Here is a 14,526-nt window from a genome sequence, read left to right as displayed (position 1 = left end):
AATACATACTTTCATGTGCATTCTAGGTCTTTTAAAATAGAATCTGACTACCAAATAATCCCTTTGTAGGCTATCAAGATGAGGACTGATAGCAGGACATAAAAGGCAAGGAAGAGCCATTTCATCTTGACACAGAGCGCTACGTACTCCCGAATAAAAGCAGATGGTATGTAGTAGCCTGCCGTCCTACATCCGAGGCCATCTCCCTTCATATTTAACTTACGAGCATAGGTGCTGGTACGAAAAACATGATAGTCATTTGTAACAAAGAGAAATTTAGGTTTGGCTACCAGTTTCTCACCAAGTTCCTTAGAAAAGAGAAGGTTCTCGTAGGTAGTCCTTGATTGATCCTCTAGGATAACAACATCTTGGGGAACGTCTGTCTCTTCAAGCAGATAGTTTGTAATGGCCTGCGCTTCAGAAATCTTCTCATCTCCTCCTTGACCACCGCTAGCTATGATTTTGATATGAGGATTCTTAGACTTGTGGTAAGCTTCCACTGCCTTATCAATTCTCCTCTTTAGCAAAGGTGTTACCTTTTCTCCGTCTAACAAACCTGCACCATGAATGATGATAAAATCATAATGCTTCCTCTTAGGAATAAAGAGATACAAGATAGAGTACAGAATAAAAGCCACAAAAGCAAAACCAAAAATAAAGTAAGAATAAGCAATAAATGCAAATAAAATATTTAGAAAGTGATTGGTGTAAAATAATTCATGTCGTCCTCCCAATCGAAATGACATCAAAGCAAAAAATAGCAAAATGACTATTCCAAGGAGCATGGAGAGATAATTAGCCTTTGAACGTCCCTCTCGCTTCAACAAAATGACCCCATTATAGATTAGAAAGATGCCACTTAGAAAAAGCAAAAAAGGAAGTAAAATAAAGGGAAATATAAAAAAAGCGAAATGAATCTTCTCATACCCATTTTGATAAAAAAGGTAGCCTAGATAAAAATAACTGGAAATGAGGGATAATAAGAATAATACTGGATTCCACAAACTTCTATTATCCTTCCAAAATGACACTATAAAGGCTAATACAATTCCTATAACGAGATACATTTCTTCCTCCTTTAATGATTCTATTTTATCACAATTTTACATAGAGAAAAAGAGGGCATCTATCCCTCTCACTCCTTCATCTGACTCTCTGCATCGGCCACGACTTGTTCTAGACTGGTCTGACCAAGTTCAGCCTCCATAGCCAGTTGGATTCTCTCCAATTTTTGATCCAAAACATCATGAATATGAGCTCCAACTGGGCAATTTGGATTTGGATTGTCATGGAAACTAAAGAGTTGACCTGTCTTACCAAGACACTCAACCGCTTGATAAACATCTAAAAGACTAATATCCTTGAGATCCTTAACAATCTCTGTCCCACCTGTTCCACGCGCTACTGAAATCAGCTCTGCCTTCTTCAACTGGGACAAGGTCTTTCTGATAATGACAGGATTGACCCCGACACTAGCAGCTAAAAAATCACTGGTCACCTTGCTTTCCTTCCCCTTGAGGGCAATGATTATCAGCATATGAGTCGCAATGGTAAATCTACTTGGAATTTGCATCCTCTTCTCCTTTTTACGAGGCTACCCTGCCTCTACTCTTCCTTTTCTTTTATTATACCCTTTTTAGTTGTAATGTCAATCGTTACCACTTTTCAACCAAGCATCTAATTCCCTATCATAGCCCTCTTTCTGGGCCAATTCTCTCAAAAATTCCTGATGATGAGTATGGTGGATACCATTGACCAGACTTTCATAGTAAACATCAAAATAAGGGAGTTTCAGATCTTTAGCCAGCTGCAATTCAGCTGCCACATCGTAGTCCACCCGTCGGAAATCCATATCTACCAAGCCCTTATCATCAAACTCCAAAATCATATACTGGGCGCGCAAGTCCTTCCGTAACTGAGCATCTAGAAAGAAAGGCTGGCCGATCGAACCCGGATTGACAATCAATTGCCCACCAGTCCCGTAACGAAGCAACTGCTGGTGAATATGACCATAAACAGCAATATCACAAGGCGGGTTGGTCACCAAGCGGTCAAAATCCTCTTGCGCTCCAGTATGAATCAACTCTCGTCCCCAGTTCTTATCAGGCAGATGATGGCTAATTCCTACCGTCAAATCACCAAACTGACGATGAATCTGGAGGGGTTGATTGTGGAGCAGTTCAATTTCTTCTAAGGAAATTTCCTCTAAAACATACTGGCACTGGCGCAATAGATAGCGTTGGCTGGGACGAGTACTATCCAATTCCTTGCGGACACCATGCCAAAGACTGTCTTCCCAGTTTCCCAAAACTCTAGCTGTAATCGGTAGTTGAGCCAACAAGTCCAAAATCCTTCTTCGCCCTGTCCCTGGCATGAGAATATCTCCCAAAAGCCAGTATTCATCCACTCCTAGCTGCCGAGCATCTGCCAAAATAGCCTCCAAGGCGGTGGTATTTCCATGAATATCTGAAAGAAGAGCTATTTTTGTCATATTCATCTCCTCGTTTTTTCTCTTGCAATAAGTATAACATAAAAAGTCACAGCTAGAGAAATCTAGCTTTTTTTGATATACTAGATAAAGATATTAGACAAGAGGAAGCGAATGACCCCGAATAAAGAAGATTATCTAAAATGTATTTATGAAATCGGCATAGACCTGCATAAAATTACCAACAAGGAAATTGCGGCTCGCATGCAAGTCTCTCCCCCTGCCGTAACTGAAATGATTAAACGGATGAAAAGTGAAAACCTCATCCTTAAGGACAAGGAATGTGGCTATCTACTGACAGACCTCGGACTCAAACTGGTCTCTGAGCTCTATCGCAAACACCGCTTGATTGAAGTTTTTCTAGTCCATCATTTAGACTATACAAGTGACCAGATTCACGAGGAAGCTGAGGTCCTGGAACATACTGTCTCTGACCTCTTCGTGGAAAGACTGGATAAACTGCTAGGTTTCCCTAAGACCTGCCCCCACGGAGGTACCATTCCGGCCAAGGGAGAACTTCTGGTTGAAATCAATAACCTGCCACTAGCTGATATCAAGGAAGCTGGCGCCTACCGCCTGACTCGGGTGCATGATAGTTTTGACATTCTCAGTTATTTGGATAAGCACTCACTTCACATCGGTGACCAGCTCCAAGTCCAGCAGTTTGATGGCTTCAGCAATACCTTCACTATCCTTAGTAAAAACGAGGATTTACAAGTAAGTATGGACATTGCCAAACAACTCTATGTCGAAAAAATCGACTAATTTCTCAAGTCCCCTACCAACCCTGAAATTTTTATTTTCAGGGTTTTATTTCTATCATTTGATTTTACTTTCATTTAGTTGTAGAATATTTGTAAAAAAGAAGAAAGATATTTTAACATATGAAAAAATCACTAAAAATTTTTGCGACATCCAAATGGTTTGACCTCTTCGGGGTTTCTTTGGTCGTTGGGATTGCGATTGCATCTGGCTACCTCAACTCCCGTCTCGATAAATTTGTAGACTGGGGACCATGGACAGCTCTTGTTCCCTTTGGATTGATTTCTGTAACCAACGTTGGGATTTCCATGTTGTCCACTCGTTTCACGGGAAAATTAAGCAAATGGGGAAATTACTTTGGCATTGTCAATACCATTTTGTCTGGTAGCATTGATTATATCCTTGGAAATAAAGCGGCCATTATCACCTATCCTGTCACCTTCCTCATTTATACCTTTGCCATAAAGAAATGGGAAGCTTCGCAAGAAGGCAGACCCAACAAAATGAGCCAAAAACAGCTAAAATTAGCGGCCATCATCATTTCCATCATCGCCTTCCTCTTTGCCTTTGTGACCAACTATATCGGTTATGGAGGCAAGATGAATCTCCTTGCCTACGTGACAACTATTGCCTTTGCACTGTCTCTCATTGCCAATGCTTTTAACGCATTGAAACTAACAACTCAGTGGAGCTTTTGGTTGATTTACAATTTTGTTCAGCTGACAAAAGCTGGTATTCAAGGGAATTTTGCCAATATCGGTAAATACATCTTTTATATCCTCAATGCAATTGGAGCTTTATTTGTCTGGAACGATGAAGAAGTGGAACAATAAGAGGGAAATCAAATAAAGAAATCTAACAGAGTCTCCTTACTAAAATTTTTTATCATTTTAGTTGAAACTTCCATTCTTTTGGAGTAGAATGAAGCTAGATAAAAGAGGGAGGTCATCTTATGAAAAATCTCTTTAGAATCCATTTTACAGCAATTGCAGTCATCGATTTGCTACTATTCGCAGTTTTTAGCAAAAGACCCGAGACAGCTTTCGAATGGCTCTTGCTCACTGGTTTTATTTTCCTCCTTGCTCAGGGACTCCTGCTATTTCGCTTGGTCGTCCGACTCAAACATCAATTCGCTGAGATTTATCCTAAAATCAATAAAAAGATTCGCTTCTACTATTTAGGGGTTCTCACCATTGATTTTCTATTTTTTGCCCTTTTAACCTTCGTTAGTTCTCAGCGTTCTCCCTCTCTTATGCCAATTGTCACTGCTTGTCATTCTACTTTATATTATAGGACGGCGGACTACCTAAAAGAAAACTATCTAGACTTTTACAACAAACATATCTCTTTGTGGGAGTGTCTCTAGGGAAAAGTAGGTTTTAGCATGAAAAAAATTATCTACATCAAAACCATTCAACTTCTTGTCATTGATGGAATCATGCTGGCATTTTTGACATTTAAAGGGGGGCTTACTTGGGATTGGATTTTGATTTACAGTGGTTGGCTCATTTTCTTTCATCCTGTGCTATTGACCTATCTGTCCAACCAGCTTTGTGACTACTTTAGTCAACTCTATTCCCAGATTAGACCGCGATTCTGGCGTTTTGCCTTACAAATTCTCCTATGGGATATCCTGATGATTCTCTCCTTGATATTTTTAAGTAGCATCCCACTTTTCCTTCAGGATACCCTCCTCATCCTAGGCCATCTCATCCCTTCCTATCGCACCTGCCAAAGCCTGAAAAGAGACTTCCCCAAGGCCTATCAGAAACAGATTTCATTTTGGAGTATTTTATAATAGATAAGAAAAACCAAGCCGGCTTGGCTTGGTCTTTCTTATCTATTTTTAGTATCTAGGATTATGGTAACAGGTCCGTCATTGACCAGCTCAACCTTCATATCTGCTCCAAAAATGCCTGTCTGAACGGGCACTTCTTGCGCTAATTTTTGATTGAAAGCATCATAGAAGTCTGATGCCATATCAGGCTTAGCTGCCCCTGTAAAGGCTGGACGATTGCCTTTCTTAGTATCCGCAAAGAGGGTAAACTGAGAAATAGAGAGAATTTCCCCCTCAATATCTTTGACAGATAGGTTCATCTTGCCTTCTGCGTCTGAAAAAATCCGCATATTGACAAGCTTTCTCACGGCATAGTCCAAATCTTCCTCTTGGTCCTCTGGTCCAACACCAACCAGCAATAAGAGCCCCTGATTGATTTTTCCCTGAACCTGACCTTCGATACTCACTTGGGCTTTTGTAACCCGTTGGATAATGATTTTCATAATAGCCTTTCTAGTAAGAGCTAGGACAATTAGCCGTTGGTCCGTTTGACAGAGTAAACTTCTGGAACACTCTTAATCTTGTCCACGACCGTAGTCAGCGTCGAGAGGTTAGCAATTCCAAAGGACACATGGATATTGGCAAATTTCATATCCTTGGTTGGTTGGGCATTGACCGTTGAAATATTCTTGGTTGTATTTGAAAGAACTTGCAGTACATCGTTCAACAGTCCTGTACGGTTGAGGCCGTAAATATCGATATGGGCCATATACTCCTTATTTGAGTTTGAATACTGGTCTTCCCATTCTACATCAAGGAGACGTTGCTCGTAGTTTTCTTGGGCGCGCAGGTTCATACAGTCCACACGGTGAATAGCCACACCACGCCCCTTGGTAATATAGCCGACAATATCATCACCAGGAACTGGATTACAGCACTTGGCAATTCGCACTAGGAGACCTGAGGCACCTTCAATGACCACACCACCCTCATGCTTAACCTTGAGGGTTTCTTTGTTTTCAACCTTGATTTCGCCACCTTTGACAAGTTCCTCTGCTTCCGCCTTGGCCTTGGCACGTTCTTCCTCACGGCGTTCCTTTTCAGTCAGACGGTTAAAGACGGTAATGGCACCGATTTCGCCAAAACCAATGGCTGCAAAGAGGGATTCTTCTGTCTTGTAGCTGGTCTTTTGCAGAACTTGGTCCATATGACGCTTGTCCATGAATTTATTGGCCACATAGCCGTTTTCTTGGAACTGAGCCATCAGCATTTCACGACCCTTGTTGACAGACAATTCCTTATCTTGATTTTTAAAGAACTGACGAATCTTGTTGCGGGCCTTGCTGGTCTTGACCATGTTGAGCCAGTCACGACTCGGCCCAAAGGAGTTGGGGTTGGTGACAATTTCAACCTGATCCCCTGTCTTGAGCTTGGTTGTCAGTGGAACCATGCGACCATTTACCTTGGCACCAGTCGCTTTTTCACCAACTTTAGTATGGATTTCGTAGGCAAAGTCAATCGGTCCTGAATCTTTTGGAAGAGAACGGACAGCTCCATCTGGAGTAAAGACATAAATCTCCTCAGCCAGATAGTTTTCCTTAACAGAGTCCACAAATTCCTTGGCATCATCGGCCTGGTCTTGGAGCTCCATCATCTCCTTAATCCAGTTCATCCCAATAGCAGATTCCTTGCTGTTAACCTGCCCCTTAACTCCTTTCTTATAAGCCCAGTGAGCCGCAACCCCGTACTCAGCCACCTCGTGCATGGCTTTAGTTCGAATCTGGAACTCAATAGGTCCTTTTGGCCCATAAACAGTCGTATGGATAGACTGGTAACCATTGGCCTTGCGGTTAGCGATATAGTCTTTGAAACGACCAGGCATGGGTTTCCAAAGCTCATGCACATAACCAAGCATGGCATAAACATCACTTTGGGTATCCAAAATACAACGAATAGCAATCAGGTCATAGATTTCCTCAAACCGTTTTCTCTTATCCTGCATTTTGCGAAAAATCGAGTAAATATGCTTGGGACGACCGTAAATCTTCCCTTTCAAGTGACGATCTGTCGTATATTCCTCTAATTTTGTGACTACCTCATCCACCAAGGCTTCACGCTCTCTGCGCTTTTCCTTCATCATATGGGTAATCTTGTAAAACTCCGTTGGGTTGAGATAACGGAAAGACAGGTCTTCTAATTCCCATTTGACGCTAGAAATCCCCAAACGGTGAGCAAGTGGTGCATAGATTTCCATAGTTTCTTTGGAAATGCGCTCCTGCTTGTCTTTTCGAAGGTGTTTCAGGGTCCGCATATTGTGCAAGCGGTCAGACAGTTTGACCAAGATAACACGGATGTCCTCAGACATGGCCATGAGCATCTTGCGGTGGTTTTCCGCTAATTGCTCCTCGATTGATTTGTACTCGACCTTACCAAGCTTGGTAACCCCATCAACGATTACCCGTACATCAGGACCAAACTCTCTTTCCAAATCGTCCAAGGTCGCATCAGTATCTTCCACCACATCATGCAAGAAACCACAAGCTACCGTTACAGCATCCAGCTTGAGTTTGGCTAAAATACCTGCCACTTGGATAGGGTGAATGATATAAGGCTCACCTGACTTGCGGTATTGACCACTATGGCAATCCACCGCATAGACCAAGGCCTTATGGACAAAATGGACATCCTCTTCCGTTAAATATTCTTTGGTTAAAGCGACAACTTCTTCGCCTGTTAAATTCACTTCTTTTGGCATCTCTACTCTCCAATTCTTCCTACCATTTTATCACTTTTTTAAGAATATGAAAACTAGATTGGAACAGAATAAGAAAAAAATAATTCAGAATTGATTGACAATTCTGAATTATTAGTCTATAATATATTACGAAGTTAGATTTTAAACTTAGGTGATAGAAGGAGAGATAGAAGAACGGAAACCATATTGTAACCGAAAGACTTTCTGACTTCCCCAATTCCATTGAAGATACGAAAGATAAACGATGGAACTCGTGTCACATACACTGGTACCTTGACTGGATTTTGGAATTAAAAATCCTCAAGATGCTTTCTTTTATCCTTTAGTTTATAAGGAGAACGCCTATGAAAAAAACTGCTATTTCTATCTTTTCTCTCCTAGTGTTAGGAGTTTGCTGCCTGTTCCTATTCAGCCAGCAAAGCTATAAAAAAACAGTCGTTCAATACTATGCTAACGACCAGAACCTGCCCAATAGGATAACTTATAGTGAATATAGTGACAAACGAGAAGCCAACTACGGTGGCACTCTAAACATCACGTCTATCAAACAAGCTAATGACGGAGTTTATGCAACCTATGAAGGGCAATTGACACCTCTCCAATAGTGATAAATTGATAACCAGCCTGTCTTCATCTAGTCATGCTGGTTTTTAAGTTCATTCTAAATCCTTACCTATTTTCCCCAACTGTGCTATACTTAATTTAGTACATTCTTTGAGATTGGAGCTAGTATGAAAATCCATAAAACTGTGAATCCTGTTGCCTATGAAAACACCTATTACCTAGAAGGCGAAAAGCACCTCATCGTTGTAGATCCTGGTAGTCATTGGGAAGCCATTCGTCAGACAATAGAGAACATCAACAAACCAATCTGTGCCATTCTATTGACCCACGCCCATTATGACCATATCATGAGTCTGGACTTGGTTCGCGAAACTTTTGGCAATCCTCCTGTCTATATCGCAGAGAGCGAAGCCAGCTGGCTCTATACTCCTGTCGATAATCTCTCTGGGCTACCTCGCCACGATGATATGGCAGATGTGGTCGCAAAACCTGCAGAACACACTTTTGTCTTTCACGAAGAATACCAACTGAAGGAATTTCGTTTTACTGTCTTGCCAACACCAGGGCACTCTATCGGTGGTGTTTCTATCGTCTTTCCGCAAGCTCATTTGGTCTTGACAGGTGATGCTCTATTCCGTGAAACTATCGGGCGGACCGACCTTCCGACTGGTAGCATGGAGCAACTCCTTCATAGTATCCAGACTCAACTCTTCACCCTACCAAACTATGATGTCTATCCAGGACATGGTCCAGCTACGACCATCGCCCATGAAAAGACCTTCAATCCTTTTTTCTAGCAAGATGGTGACAATGACTATCGCAATTTAAGTACACTATCCAGCAAATCTTTCCATTGTAAAAGGCATCCTATCAAGGTTTTCACACCTGATTGGATGCCTTTTTCTGATGACTAGATTTTTTGCATTACCAAATAATCACGCGCTCTTCTGGTGAACGCCACATACCGTCTCCTTCTTTGACATCATAAGTTGTAAAGAAATCATCGAAGTTTGGTACTTGTACATTGACACGGAGTTTGGCTGGCGCGTGTACATCGACGCTAGCCAAGAGTTTCATAAATTCTGGTCGACCTTTCATGCGCCAGATACGACCGAAGTTGTAGAAGAACTCTTCTGCTGAGAAGTCTGGTTCTCTCTTAGCTGCTTCAAGCGCTGCTGCGATTCCTCCCAAGTCAGCTACGTTTTCTGATACAGTCAATTTACCGTTAATGGTTGCTCCATAAGAATCCTGTCCATCAAATTGGTCAATGACTTTTTGTGTTTTCTCCTTGAAGGCAGCATAGTCGCTCTCTGTCCACCAATCCTTGAGGCTACCATTTTCATCGAAGGAAGCTCCGTTGGTATCAAAGGCGTGGGAAATTTCATGGGCAATAACCGCCCCAATACCACCATAGTTAGCAGAAGATGACTGATGCAAGTCATAGAAAGGTGCCTGTAAAATAGCCGCTGGGAAGACAATTAGGTTCTTCTGTGGATTGTAGTAAGCATTGACCATATGAGCAGGCATGCCCCACTCCTTGTAGTCTACAGGCTGGTTCCACTTACTCCAACTGTGCTTGATTTCCACACGCGCAAAGGCTAGAGCATTGTCAAAAAGACTATCATTTTCATCCACTACCTTGTCCTTATAGCGTTCTGGTAATTCTTCTGGATAACCGATATAAGGCTTAATGACATTGAGTTTGACGATGGCCTTGTCACGAGTTTCAGGAGTCAACCAGTCATTTTTAGCCAAGCGTTCCTTATAGACATCAATCATAGTTGCCACTTTTTTCTCCACATCCGCCTTAGCCTCAGGAGAGAATTTTTCATGGGCATACCAGAGACCCAAGGCTTGTTTGAAAGGACCTTGTGCTAGTTGATAAGCTGCCTTGACCTTGTCTTTGGCTTCTGGAACTCCTGAAAGCGCACGGCTATAGGCACCTGACAAGACACGGATTTCTTCTGTTAAATAGCTGGTTGAGAGATTGACAACACTCAAAATCAAGGTTGCCTTGAGGAGAGGCCAAGCTTCCTCACTGTAGAATTGCTCTGCTGCTTGCCAGAAACGTTCCTCGTCTACGATAACCTTGTCTGGTACTTGTCCAAGAACGGCTTGGAAGAAGTCATCCAAAGGTAGGGCAGGAGCGAATTTTTTGAAATCTCCGTAAGCATATGGATGGTAGAGTTTAGCATATTCTGAACTTTCTTCATTAGAGAGCACTACTGCCGCAACTCGACGGTCCAATTCTAGTCTTTTCTCTAGCAAGTCTTCAATTTCTGCATCAGAGAAATCATAAGCCTTGAGGAGATTTGCACTGCTTTCTTTCCAAAGAGTCAAGAGCTCTTCGCGCTGAGGATGGTCTTCTGCATAGTAAGTCGTATCTGGCAAAATCGTGCTTGGAGCGCTAGCCCATAGAACGTTAATTCTGGCATCCATAAAGTCTGGCGATACACCAAAAGGAAGGAAATTAGGTTTTCCAGCAAGTTCAAACTCTGCTAGTTTGGCAGTGAAATCTGCAAAAGTCTCCAATGCTTGGAATTCTTTAAGAAGAGGCAAAACAGGTGTGATACCGTCAGCTTCTCTCTTGTCAAAATCACGAACTAGGCGGTGGTATTTGACAAAGTTTGCCAAGATAGCATCCTCAGGCACCTCTTCTCCTGCCAACCACTTGTCTGTTGTCTCTAGCATCAGGTCTTCAATTTCCTGATCTAAATCAATAAAACCTCCCGTTTGAGACTTATCTGCTGGGATTTCAGCTGTCTGTTGCCATTCTCCATTGATTGCATCATAAAAATCATCTTGATAACGTGTCATCGTGTTCTCGCTTTCATTTGTACTTGTTTTTAGCTTAACAAAAATTAACTGGGAATGCAATTAAAAATGAACGGATATTTTCTATTGTTTTTCAGTTATTATTTTAATTTTTTCAAAAATTAACTTGACTTAATTTTTTTTTTAAGGTATATTAAGAGACAGGAGGAATACAAGTTTATGATACGTATTGAAAACCTCAGTGTCTCCTACAAAGAAACGTTGGCACTTAAGGATATTTCACTAGTGCTCCACGGACCAACAATTACCGGTATCATTGGTCCAAACGGCGCTGGGAAATCAACACTATTAAAAGGTATGCTGGGAATTATCCCACATCAAGGTCAGGCATTTCTCGATGACAAGGAAGTTAAAAAATCCTTACACCGAATTGCCTATGTCGAACAAAAAATCAATATCGACTACAACTTTCCCATCAAGGTCAAGGAATGCGTCTCGTTAGGACTCTTTCCCTCTATCCCTCTCTTTCGAAGTTTAAATGCTAAACATTGGAAGAAAGTGCAAGAAGCCCTTGAAATCGTCGGCCTAGCTGACTACGCTGAACGGCAAATCAGTCAACTGTCTGGAGGTCAATTCCAGCGGGTCTTGATTGCCAGATGTTTGGTACAGGAAGCCGACTATATCCTCTTGGATGAACCCTTTGTTGGGATTGACTCTGTCAGTGAGGAAATCATCATGAATACGCTGAGAGATTTGAAAAAAGCTGGGAAGACGGTTCTCATCGTCCACCACGACCTCAGCAAGGTTCCCCACTACTTCGATCAAGTCTTGCTTGTCAATCGAGAAGTGATTGCCTTTGGTCCAACCAAAGAAACCTTTACCGAAGCCAATCTCAAAGAAGCTTACGGTAATCGACTCTTTTTCAACGGAGGTGACCTATGATTGCAGAATTTATCGATGGATTGCAAAAATTCCATTTCTTACAAAATGCCTTGATAACAGCCATTGTCATCGGGGTCGTAGCTGGAGCTGTAGGATGTTTCATCATCCTACGCGGGATGTCACTCATGGGAGATGCCATTTCACATGCTGTCTTACCAGGTGTAGCCCTCTCCTTCATCTTGGGCCTTGACTTCTTTATCGGAGCCATTGTCTTTGGACTGCTAGCTGCCATCATCATTACCTACATCAAGGGAAACTCGATTATCAAAAGCGATACCGCCATCGGCATTACCTTTTCTTCTTTCTTAGCCCTCGGTATCATCTTGATTAGTGTCGCTAAAAGTTCAACTGACCTTTTCCATATCCTTTTTGGTAATATCCTGGCCGTCCAAGATACGGATATGTTTATTACTATGGGTGTGGGGGCAGCCATTCTCTTGTTGATCTGGATTTTCTTCAAGCAACTCTTGATAACTTCCTTTGATGAACTCTTGGCTAAAGCCATGGGAATGCCTGTCAATTTCTATCACTACCTTCTCATGGTACTCCTGACTCTCGTGTCTGTGACAGCCATGCAAAGTGTCGGAACTATCCTGATTGTAGCCATGCTGATTACCCCAGCTGCAACTGCTTATCTGTATGCTAATAGCCTGAAAAGCATGATTTTCCTTTCCTCAACCTTTGGAGCTACTGCTTCAGTTTTGGGACTCTTTATCGGCTATAGCTTTAACGTTGCGGCAGGTTCTAGTATCGTGCTCACAGCTGCTAGTTTCTTTCTCATTAGCTTCTTTATCGCTCCAAAACAACGATATTTGAAACTGAAAAATAAACATTTGTTAAAATAAGGGGCAAAACCCCAATAAATTGGAGGATCTAATGAAAAAATTAGGTACATTGTTCGTTCTCTTTCTTTCCGTCATTGCTCTTGTAGCATGTGCTAGTGGAAAAAAAGATGCAGCTTCTGGTCATAAACTAAAAGTTGTGGCTACAAACTCAATCATCGCTGATATTACTAAAAATATTGCTGGTGATAAAATTGATCTTCACAGTATCGTTCCTGTTGGTCAAGACCCACACGAATACGAACCACTTCCTGAAGATGTCAAGAAAACTTCTGAAGCAGACCTCATTTTCTATAACGGTATCAACCTTGAAACTGGTGGCAATGCTTGGTTTAGCAAATTGGTAGAAAATGCCAAGAAAACTGAAAATAAAGACTACTTTGCAGTCAGCGAAGGTGTTGATGTTATCTACCTTGAAGGCCAAAACGAAAAAGGAAAAGAAGACCCACACGCTTGGCTTAACCTTGAAAACGGTATGATCTTTGCTAAAAATATCGCAAAACAATTGAGCGCTAAAGACCCTAGCAACAAGGAATTCTACGAAAAAAATCTCAAAGAATATACTGAAAAGCTAGACAAACTTGATAAGGAAGCAAAAGCTAAATTCAACAATATCCCTGCTGAGAAGAAATTGATCGTAACCAGCGAAGGATGCTTCAAATACTTCTCTAAAGCCTACGGTGTCCCAAGTGCCTATATCTGGGAAATCAACACTGAAGAAGAAGGAACACCTGACCAAATCAAGACCTTGGTTGAAAAACTTCGCCAAACAAAAACTCCTTCACTCTTTGTAGAATCAAGCGTGGATGACCGTCCAATGAAGACTGTTTCACAAGACACAAACATCCCAATCTACGCACAAATCTTTACTGACTCTATCGCAGAACAAGGTAAAGAAGGCGACAGCTACTACAACATGATGAAATACAACCTTGACAAGATTGCTGAAGGATTGGCAAAATAAGCCTCTGAAAAACGTCATTCTCACACGAGCTGGCGTTTTTTTCTATGCCCATATTTCCGGTCAAATCATTGGAAAATTCCGACTGTTTCAGCTAAAATGGAAGAAAAAAGATTGGAGTATCCTATGGTAACTTTTCTCGGAAATCCTGTGAGCTTTACAGGTAAACAGCTACAAGTCGGCGACAAGGCACTTGATTTTTCACTCACTACAACAGACCTTTCTAAAAAATCTCTGGCTGATTTTGATGGCAAGAAAAAAGTCTTGAGTGTCGTGCCTTCTATCGATACAGGCATCTGCTCAACTCAAACGCGTCGTTTTAATGAAGAACTGGCTGGACTGGATAATACGGTTGTCTTGACTGTTTCAATGGACCTCCCTTTTGCCCAAAAACGTTGGTGCGGTGCTGAAGGTATTGAAAATGCCATCATGCTTTCAGACTATTTCGACCATTCCTTTGGACGTGATTACGCCCTCTTAATCAATGAGTGGCACCTATTGGCACGCGCAGTCTTTGTCCTCGATACTGACAATACTATTCGCTACGTTGAATACGTGGACAACATCAACTCAGAACCAAACTTCGAAGCCGCAATTGCAGCTGCTAAAGCCCTATAGAAAAAATCCTCTGTCACAAAGAGTTCCCTACTCTTTGAAACG

The 14,526-nt window shown here is 41.8% G+C and carries 17 protein-coding genes; 11 read left to right on the top strand and 6 right to left on the bottom strand.

Annotation, left to right across the window (positions count from 1 at the left end; all coding sequences use genetic code 11):
- Window positions 1-47 precede the first annotated feature (47 nt).
- The 3 genes from B7695_RS09345 to B7695_RS09335 form a co-directional block, all read right to left on the bottom strand.
- Window positions 48-1,067, bottom strand: a complete 1,020-nt coding sequence (locus B7695_RS09345; RefSeq protein WP_084891312.1) for a YdcF family protein — start codon at window positions 1,065-1,067, stop codon at window positions 48-50.
- 68 nt (window positions 1,068-1,135) lie between these two features.
- On the bottom strand, window positions 1,136-1,573 hold the full coding sequence (locus B7695_RS09340) for an Rrf2 family transcriptional regulator (RefSeq protein WP_001166796.1): 438 nt from the start codon (window positions 1,571-1,573) through the stop codon (window positions 1,136-1,138).
- A gap of 75 nt (window positions 1,574-1,648) precedes the next feature.
- Entirely contained in the window at window positions 1,649-2,491 is an 843-nt protein-coding gene (locus tag B7695_RS09335) for a metallophosphoesterase family protein (RefSeq protein WP_192855774.1), read from the bottom strand.
- 111 nt (window positions 2,492-2,602) lie between these two features.
- On the opposite strand from B7695_RS09335, the gene B7695_RS09330 reads away from it, so the two are divergent.
- The 5 genes from B7695_RS09330 to B7695_RS09310 all read left to right on the top strand — a co-directional run bounded on the left by B7695_RS09330 (window position 2,603) and on the right by B7695_RS09310 (window position 5,048).
- Window positions 2,603-3,253 (top strand): metal-dependent transcriptional regulator, encoded by a 651-nt coding sequence (locus tag B7695_RS09330; RefSeq protein WP_084891308.1) that lies wholly within the window; start codon window positions 2,603-2,605, stop codon window positions 3,251-3,253.
- On the top strand, window positions 3,234-3,416 hold the full coding sequence (locus B7695_RS11755) for a hypothetical protein (RefSeq protein WP_084891306.1): 183 nt from the start codon (window positions 3,234-3,236) through the stop codon (window positions 3,414-3,416). Before B7695_RS09330 ends, B7695_RS11755 begins: the two co-directional genes overlap by 20 nt.
- Entirely contained in the window at window positions 3,373-4,083 is a 711-nt protein-coding gene (locus tag B7695_RS09320) for a nicotinamide mononucleotide transporter (protein WP_192855773.1), read from the top strand. Before B7695_RS11755 ends, B7695_RS09320 begins: the two co-directional genes overlap by 44 nt.
- Window positions 4,084-4,202: 119 nt before the next feature.
- Window positions 4,203-4,616, top strand: coding sequence for a hypothetical protein (locus B7695_RS09315; protein WP_084891304.1), 414 nt, complete (start codon window positions 4,203-4,205; stop codon window positions 4,614-4,616).
- 18 nt (window positions 4,617-4,634) lie between these two features.
- Complete coding sequence (locus tag B7695_RS09310) at window positions 4,635-5,048, top strand: hypothetical protein (protein ID WP_084891302.1); 414 nt, start codon at window positions 4,635-4,637, stop codon at window positions 5,046-5,048.
- 38 nt (window positions 5,049-5,086) lie between these two features.
- On the opposite strand, the gene dtd is transcribed toward B7695_RS09310, so the two are convergent.
- Both dtd and B7695_RS09300 read right to left on the bottom strand, forming a co-directional pair.
- Window positions 5,087-5,530, bottom strand: a complete 444-nt coding sequence (gene dtd / locus B7695_RS09305; RefSeq protein WP_084891300.1) for a D-aminoacyl-tRNA deacylase — start codon at window positions 5,528-5,530, stop codon at window positions 5,087-5,089.
- Between the two features lie 29 nt (window positions 5,531-5,559).
- Window positions 5,560-7,782, bottom strand: coding sequence for a RelA/SpoT family protein (locus B7695_RS09300; RefSeq protein ID WP_084891298.1), 2,223 nt, complete (start codon window positions 7,780-7,782; stop codon window positions 5,560-5,562).
- A 380-nt stretch (window positions 7,783-8,162) separates the two neighbouring features.
- Between B7695_RS09300 and B7695_RS09295 the strand changes: the two genes are divergently transcribed.
- Window positions 8,163-8,387 carry a hypothetical protein gene (locus B7695_RS09295; protein WP_345789006.1) on the top strand — a complete coding sequence of 75 codons (225 nt, stop codon included), beginning with the start codon at window positions 8,163-8,165 and terminating at the stop codon, window positions 8,385-8,387.
- 126 nt (window positions 8,388-8,513) lie between these two features.
- On the top strand, window positions 8,514-9,143 hold the full coding sequence (locus tag B7695_RS09290; RefSeq protein ID WP_084891296.1) for an MBL fold metallo-hydrolase: 630 nt from the start codon (window positions 8,514-8,516) through the stop codon (window positions 9,141-9,143).
- 127 nt (window positions 9,144-9,270) lie between these two features.
- Here the strand turns inward: B7695_RS09290 and pepO are convergent, their stop codons facing one another.
- Complete coding sequence (gene pepO / locus B7695_RS09285; RefSeq protein ID WP_084891295.1) at window positions 9,271-11,163, bottom strand: endopeptidase PepO; 1,893 nt, start codon at window positions 11,161-11,163, stop codon at window positions 9,271-9,273.
- 177 nt (window positions 11,164-11,340) lie between these two features.
- On the opposite strand from pepO, the gene B7695_RS09280 reads away from it, so the two are divergent.
- From B7695_RS09280 to tpx, 4 genes are all read left to right on the top strand, one after another.
- Window positions 11,341-12,063, top strand: a complete 723-nt coding sequence (locus tag B7695_RS09280; RefSeq protein WP_000619150.1) for a metal ABC transporter ATP-binding protein — start codon at window positions 11,341-11,343, stop codon at window positions 12,061-12,063.
- Complete coding sequence (locus tag B7695_RS09275; protein ID WP_000559776.1) at window positions 12,060-12,908, top strand: metal ABC transporter permease; 849 nt, start codon at window positions 12,060-12,062, stop codon at window positions 12,906-12,908. Before B7695_RS09280 ends, B7695_RS09275 begins: the two co-directional genes overlap by 4 nt.
- Window positions 12,909-12,939: 31 nt before the next feature.
- The gene (locus tag B7695_RS09270; RefSeq protein ID WP_084891293.1) at window positions 12,940-13,869 is read left to right on the top strand and encodes a metal ABC transporter substrate-binding protein; all 930 of its coding nucleotides are present in this window, start codon (window positions 12,940-12,942) and stop codon (window positions 13,867-13,869) included.
- Between the two features lie 123 nt (window positions 13,870-13,992).
- On the top strand, window positions 13,993-14,484 hold the full coding sequence (gene tpx, locus B7695_RS09265) for a thiol peroxidase (protein WP_000256026.1): 492 nt from the start codon (window positions 13,993-13,995) through the stop codon (window positions 14,482-14,484).
- The last annotated feature ends 42 nt before the right edge of the window (window positions 14,485-14,526 follow it).

Origin of the sequence: Streptococcus mitis (assembly GCF_002096845.1) — a bacterium.
In the GTDB taxonomy this organism is placed as follows: Bacteria; Bacillota; Bacilli; order Lactobacillales; family Streptococcaceae; genus Streptococcus; species Streptococcus mitis_A.
The sequence above is the reverse complement of the archived record's forward strand: the minus strand, read 5'-3'. Positions and strand labels throughout refer to the sequence as shown.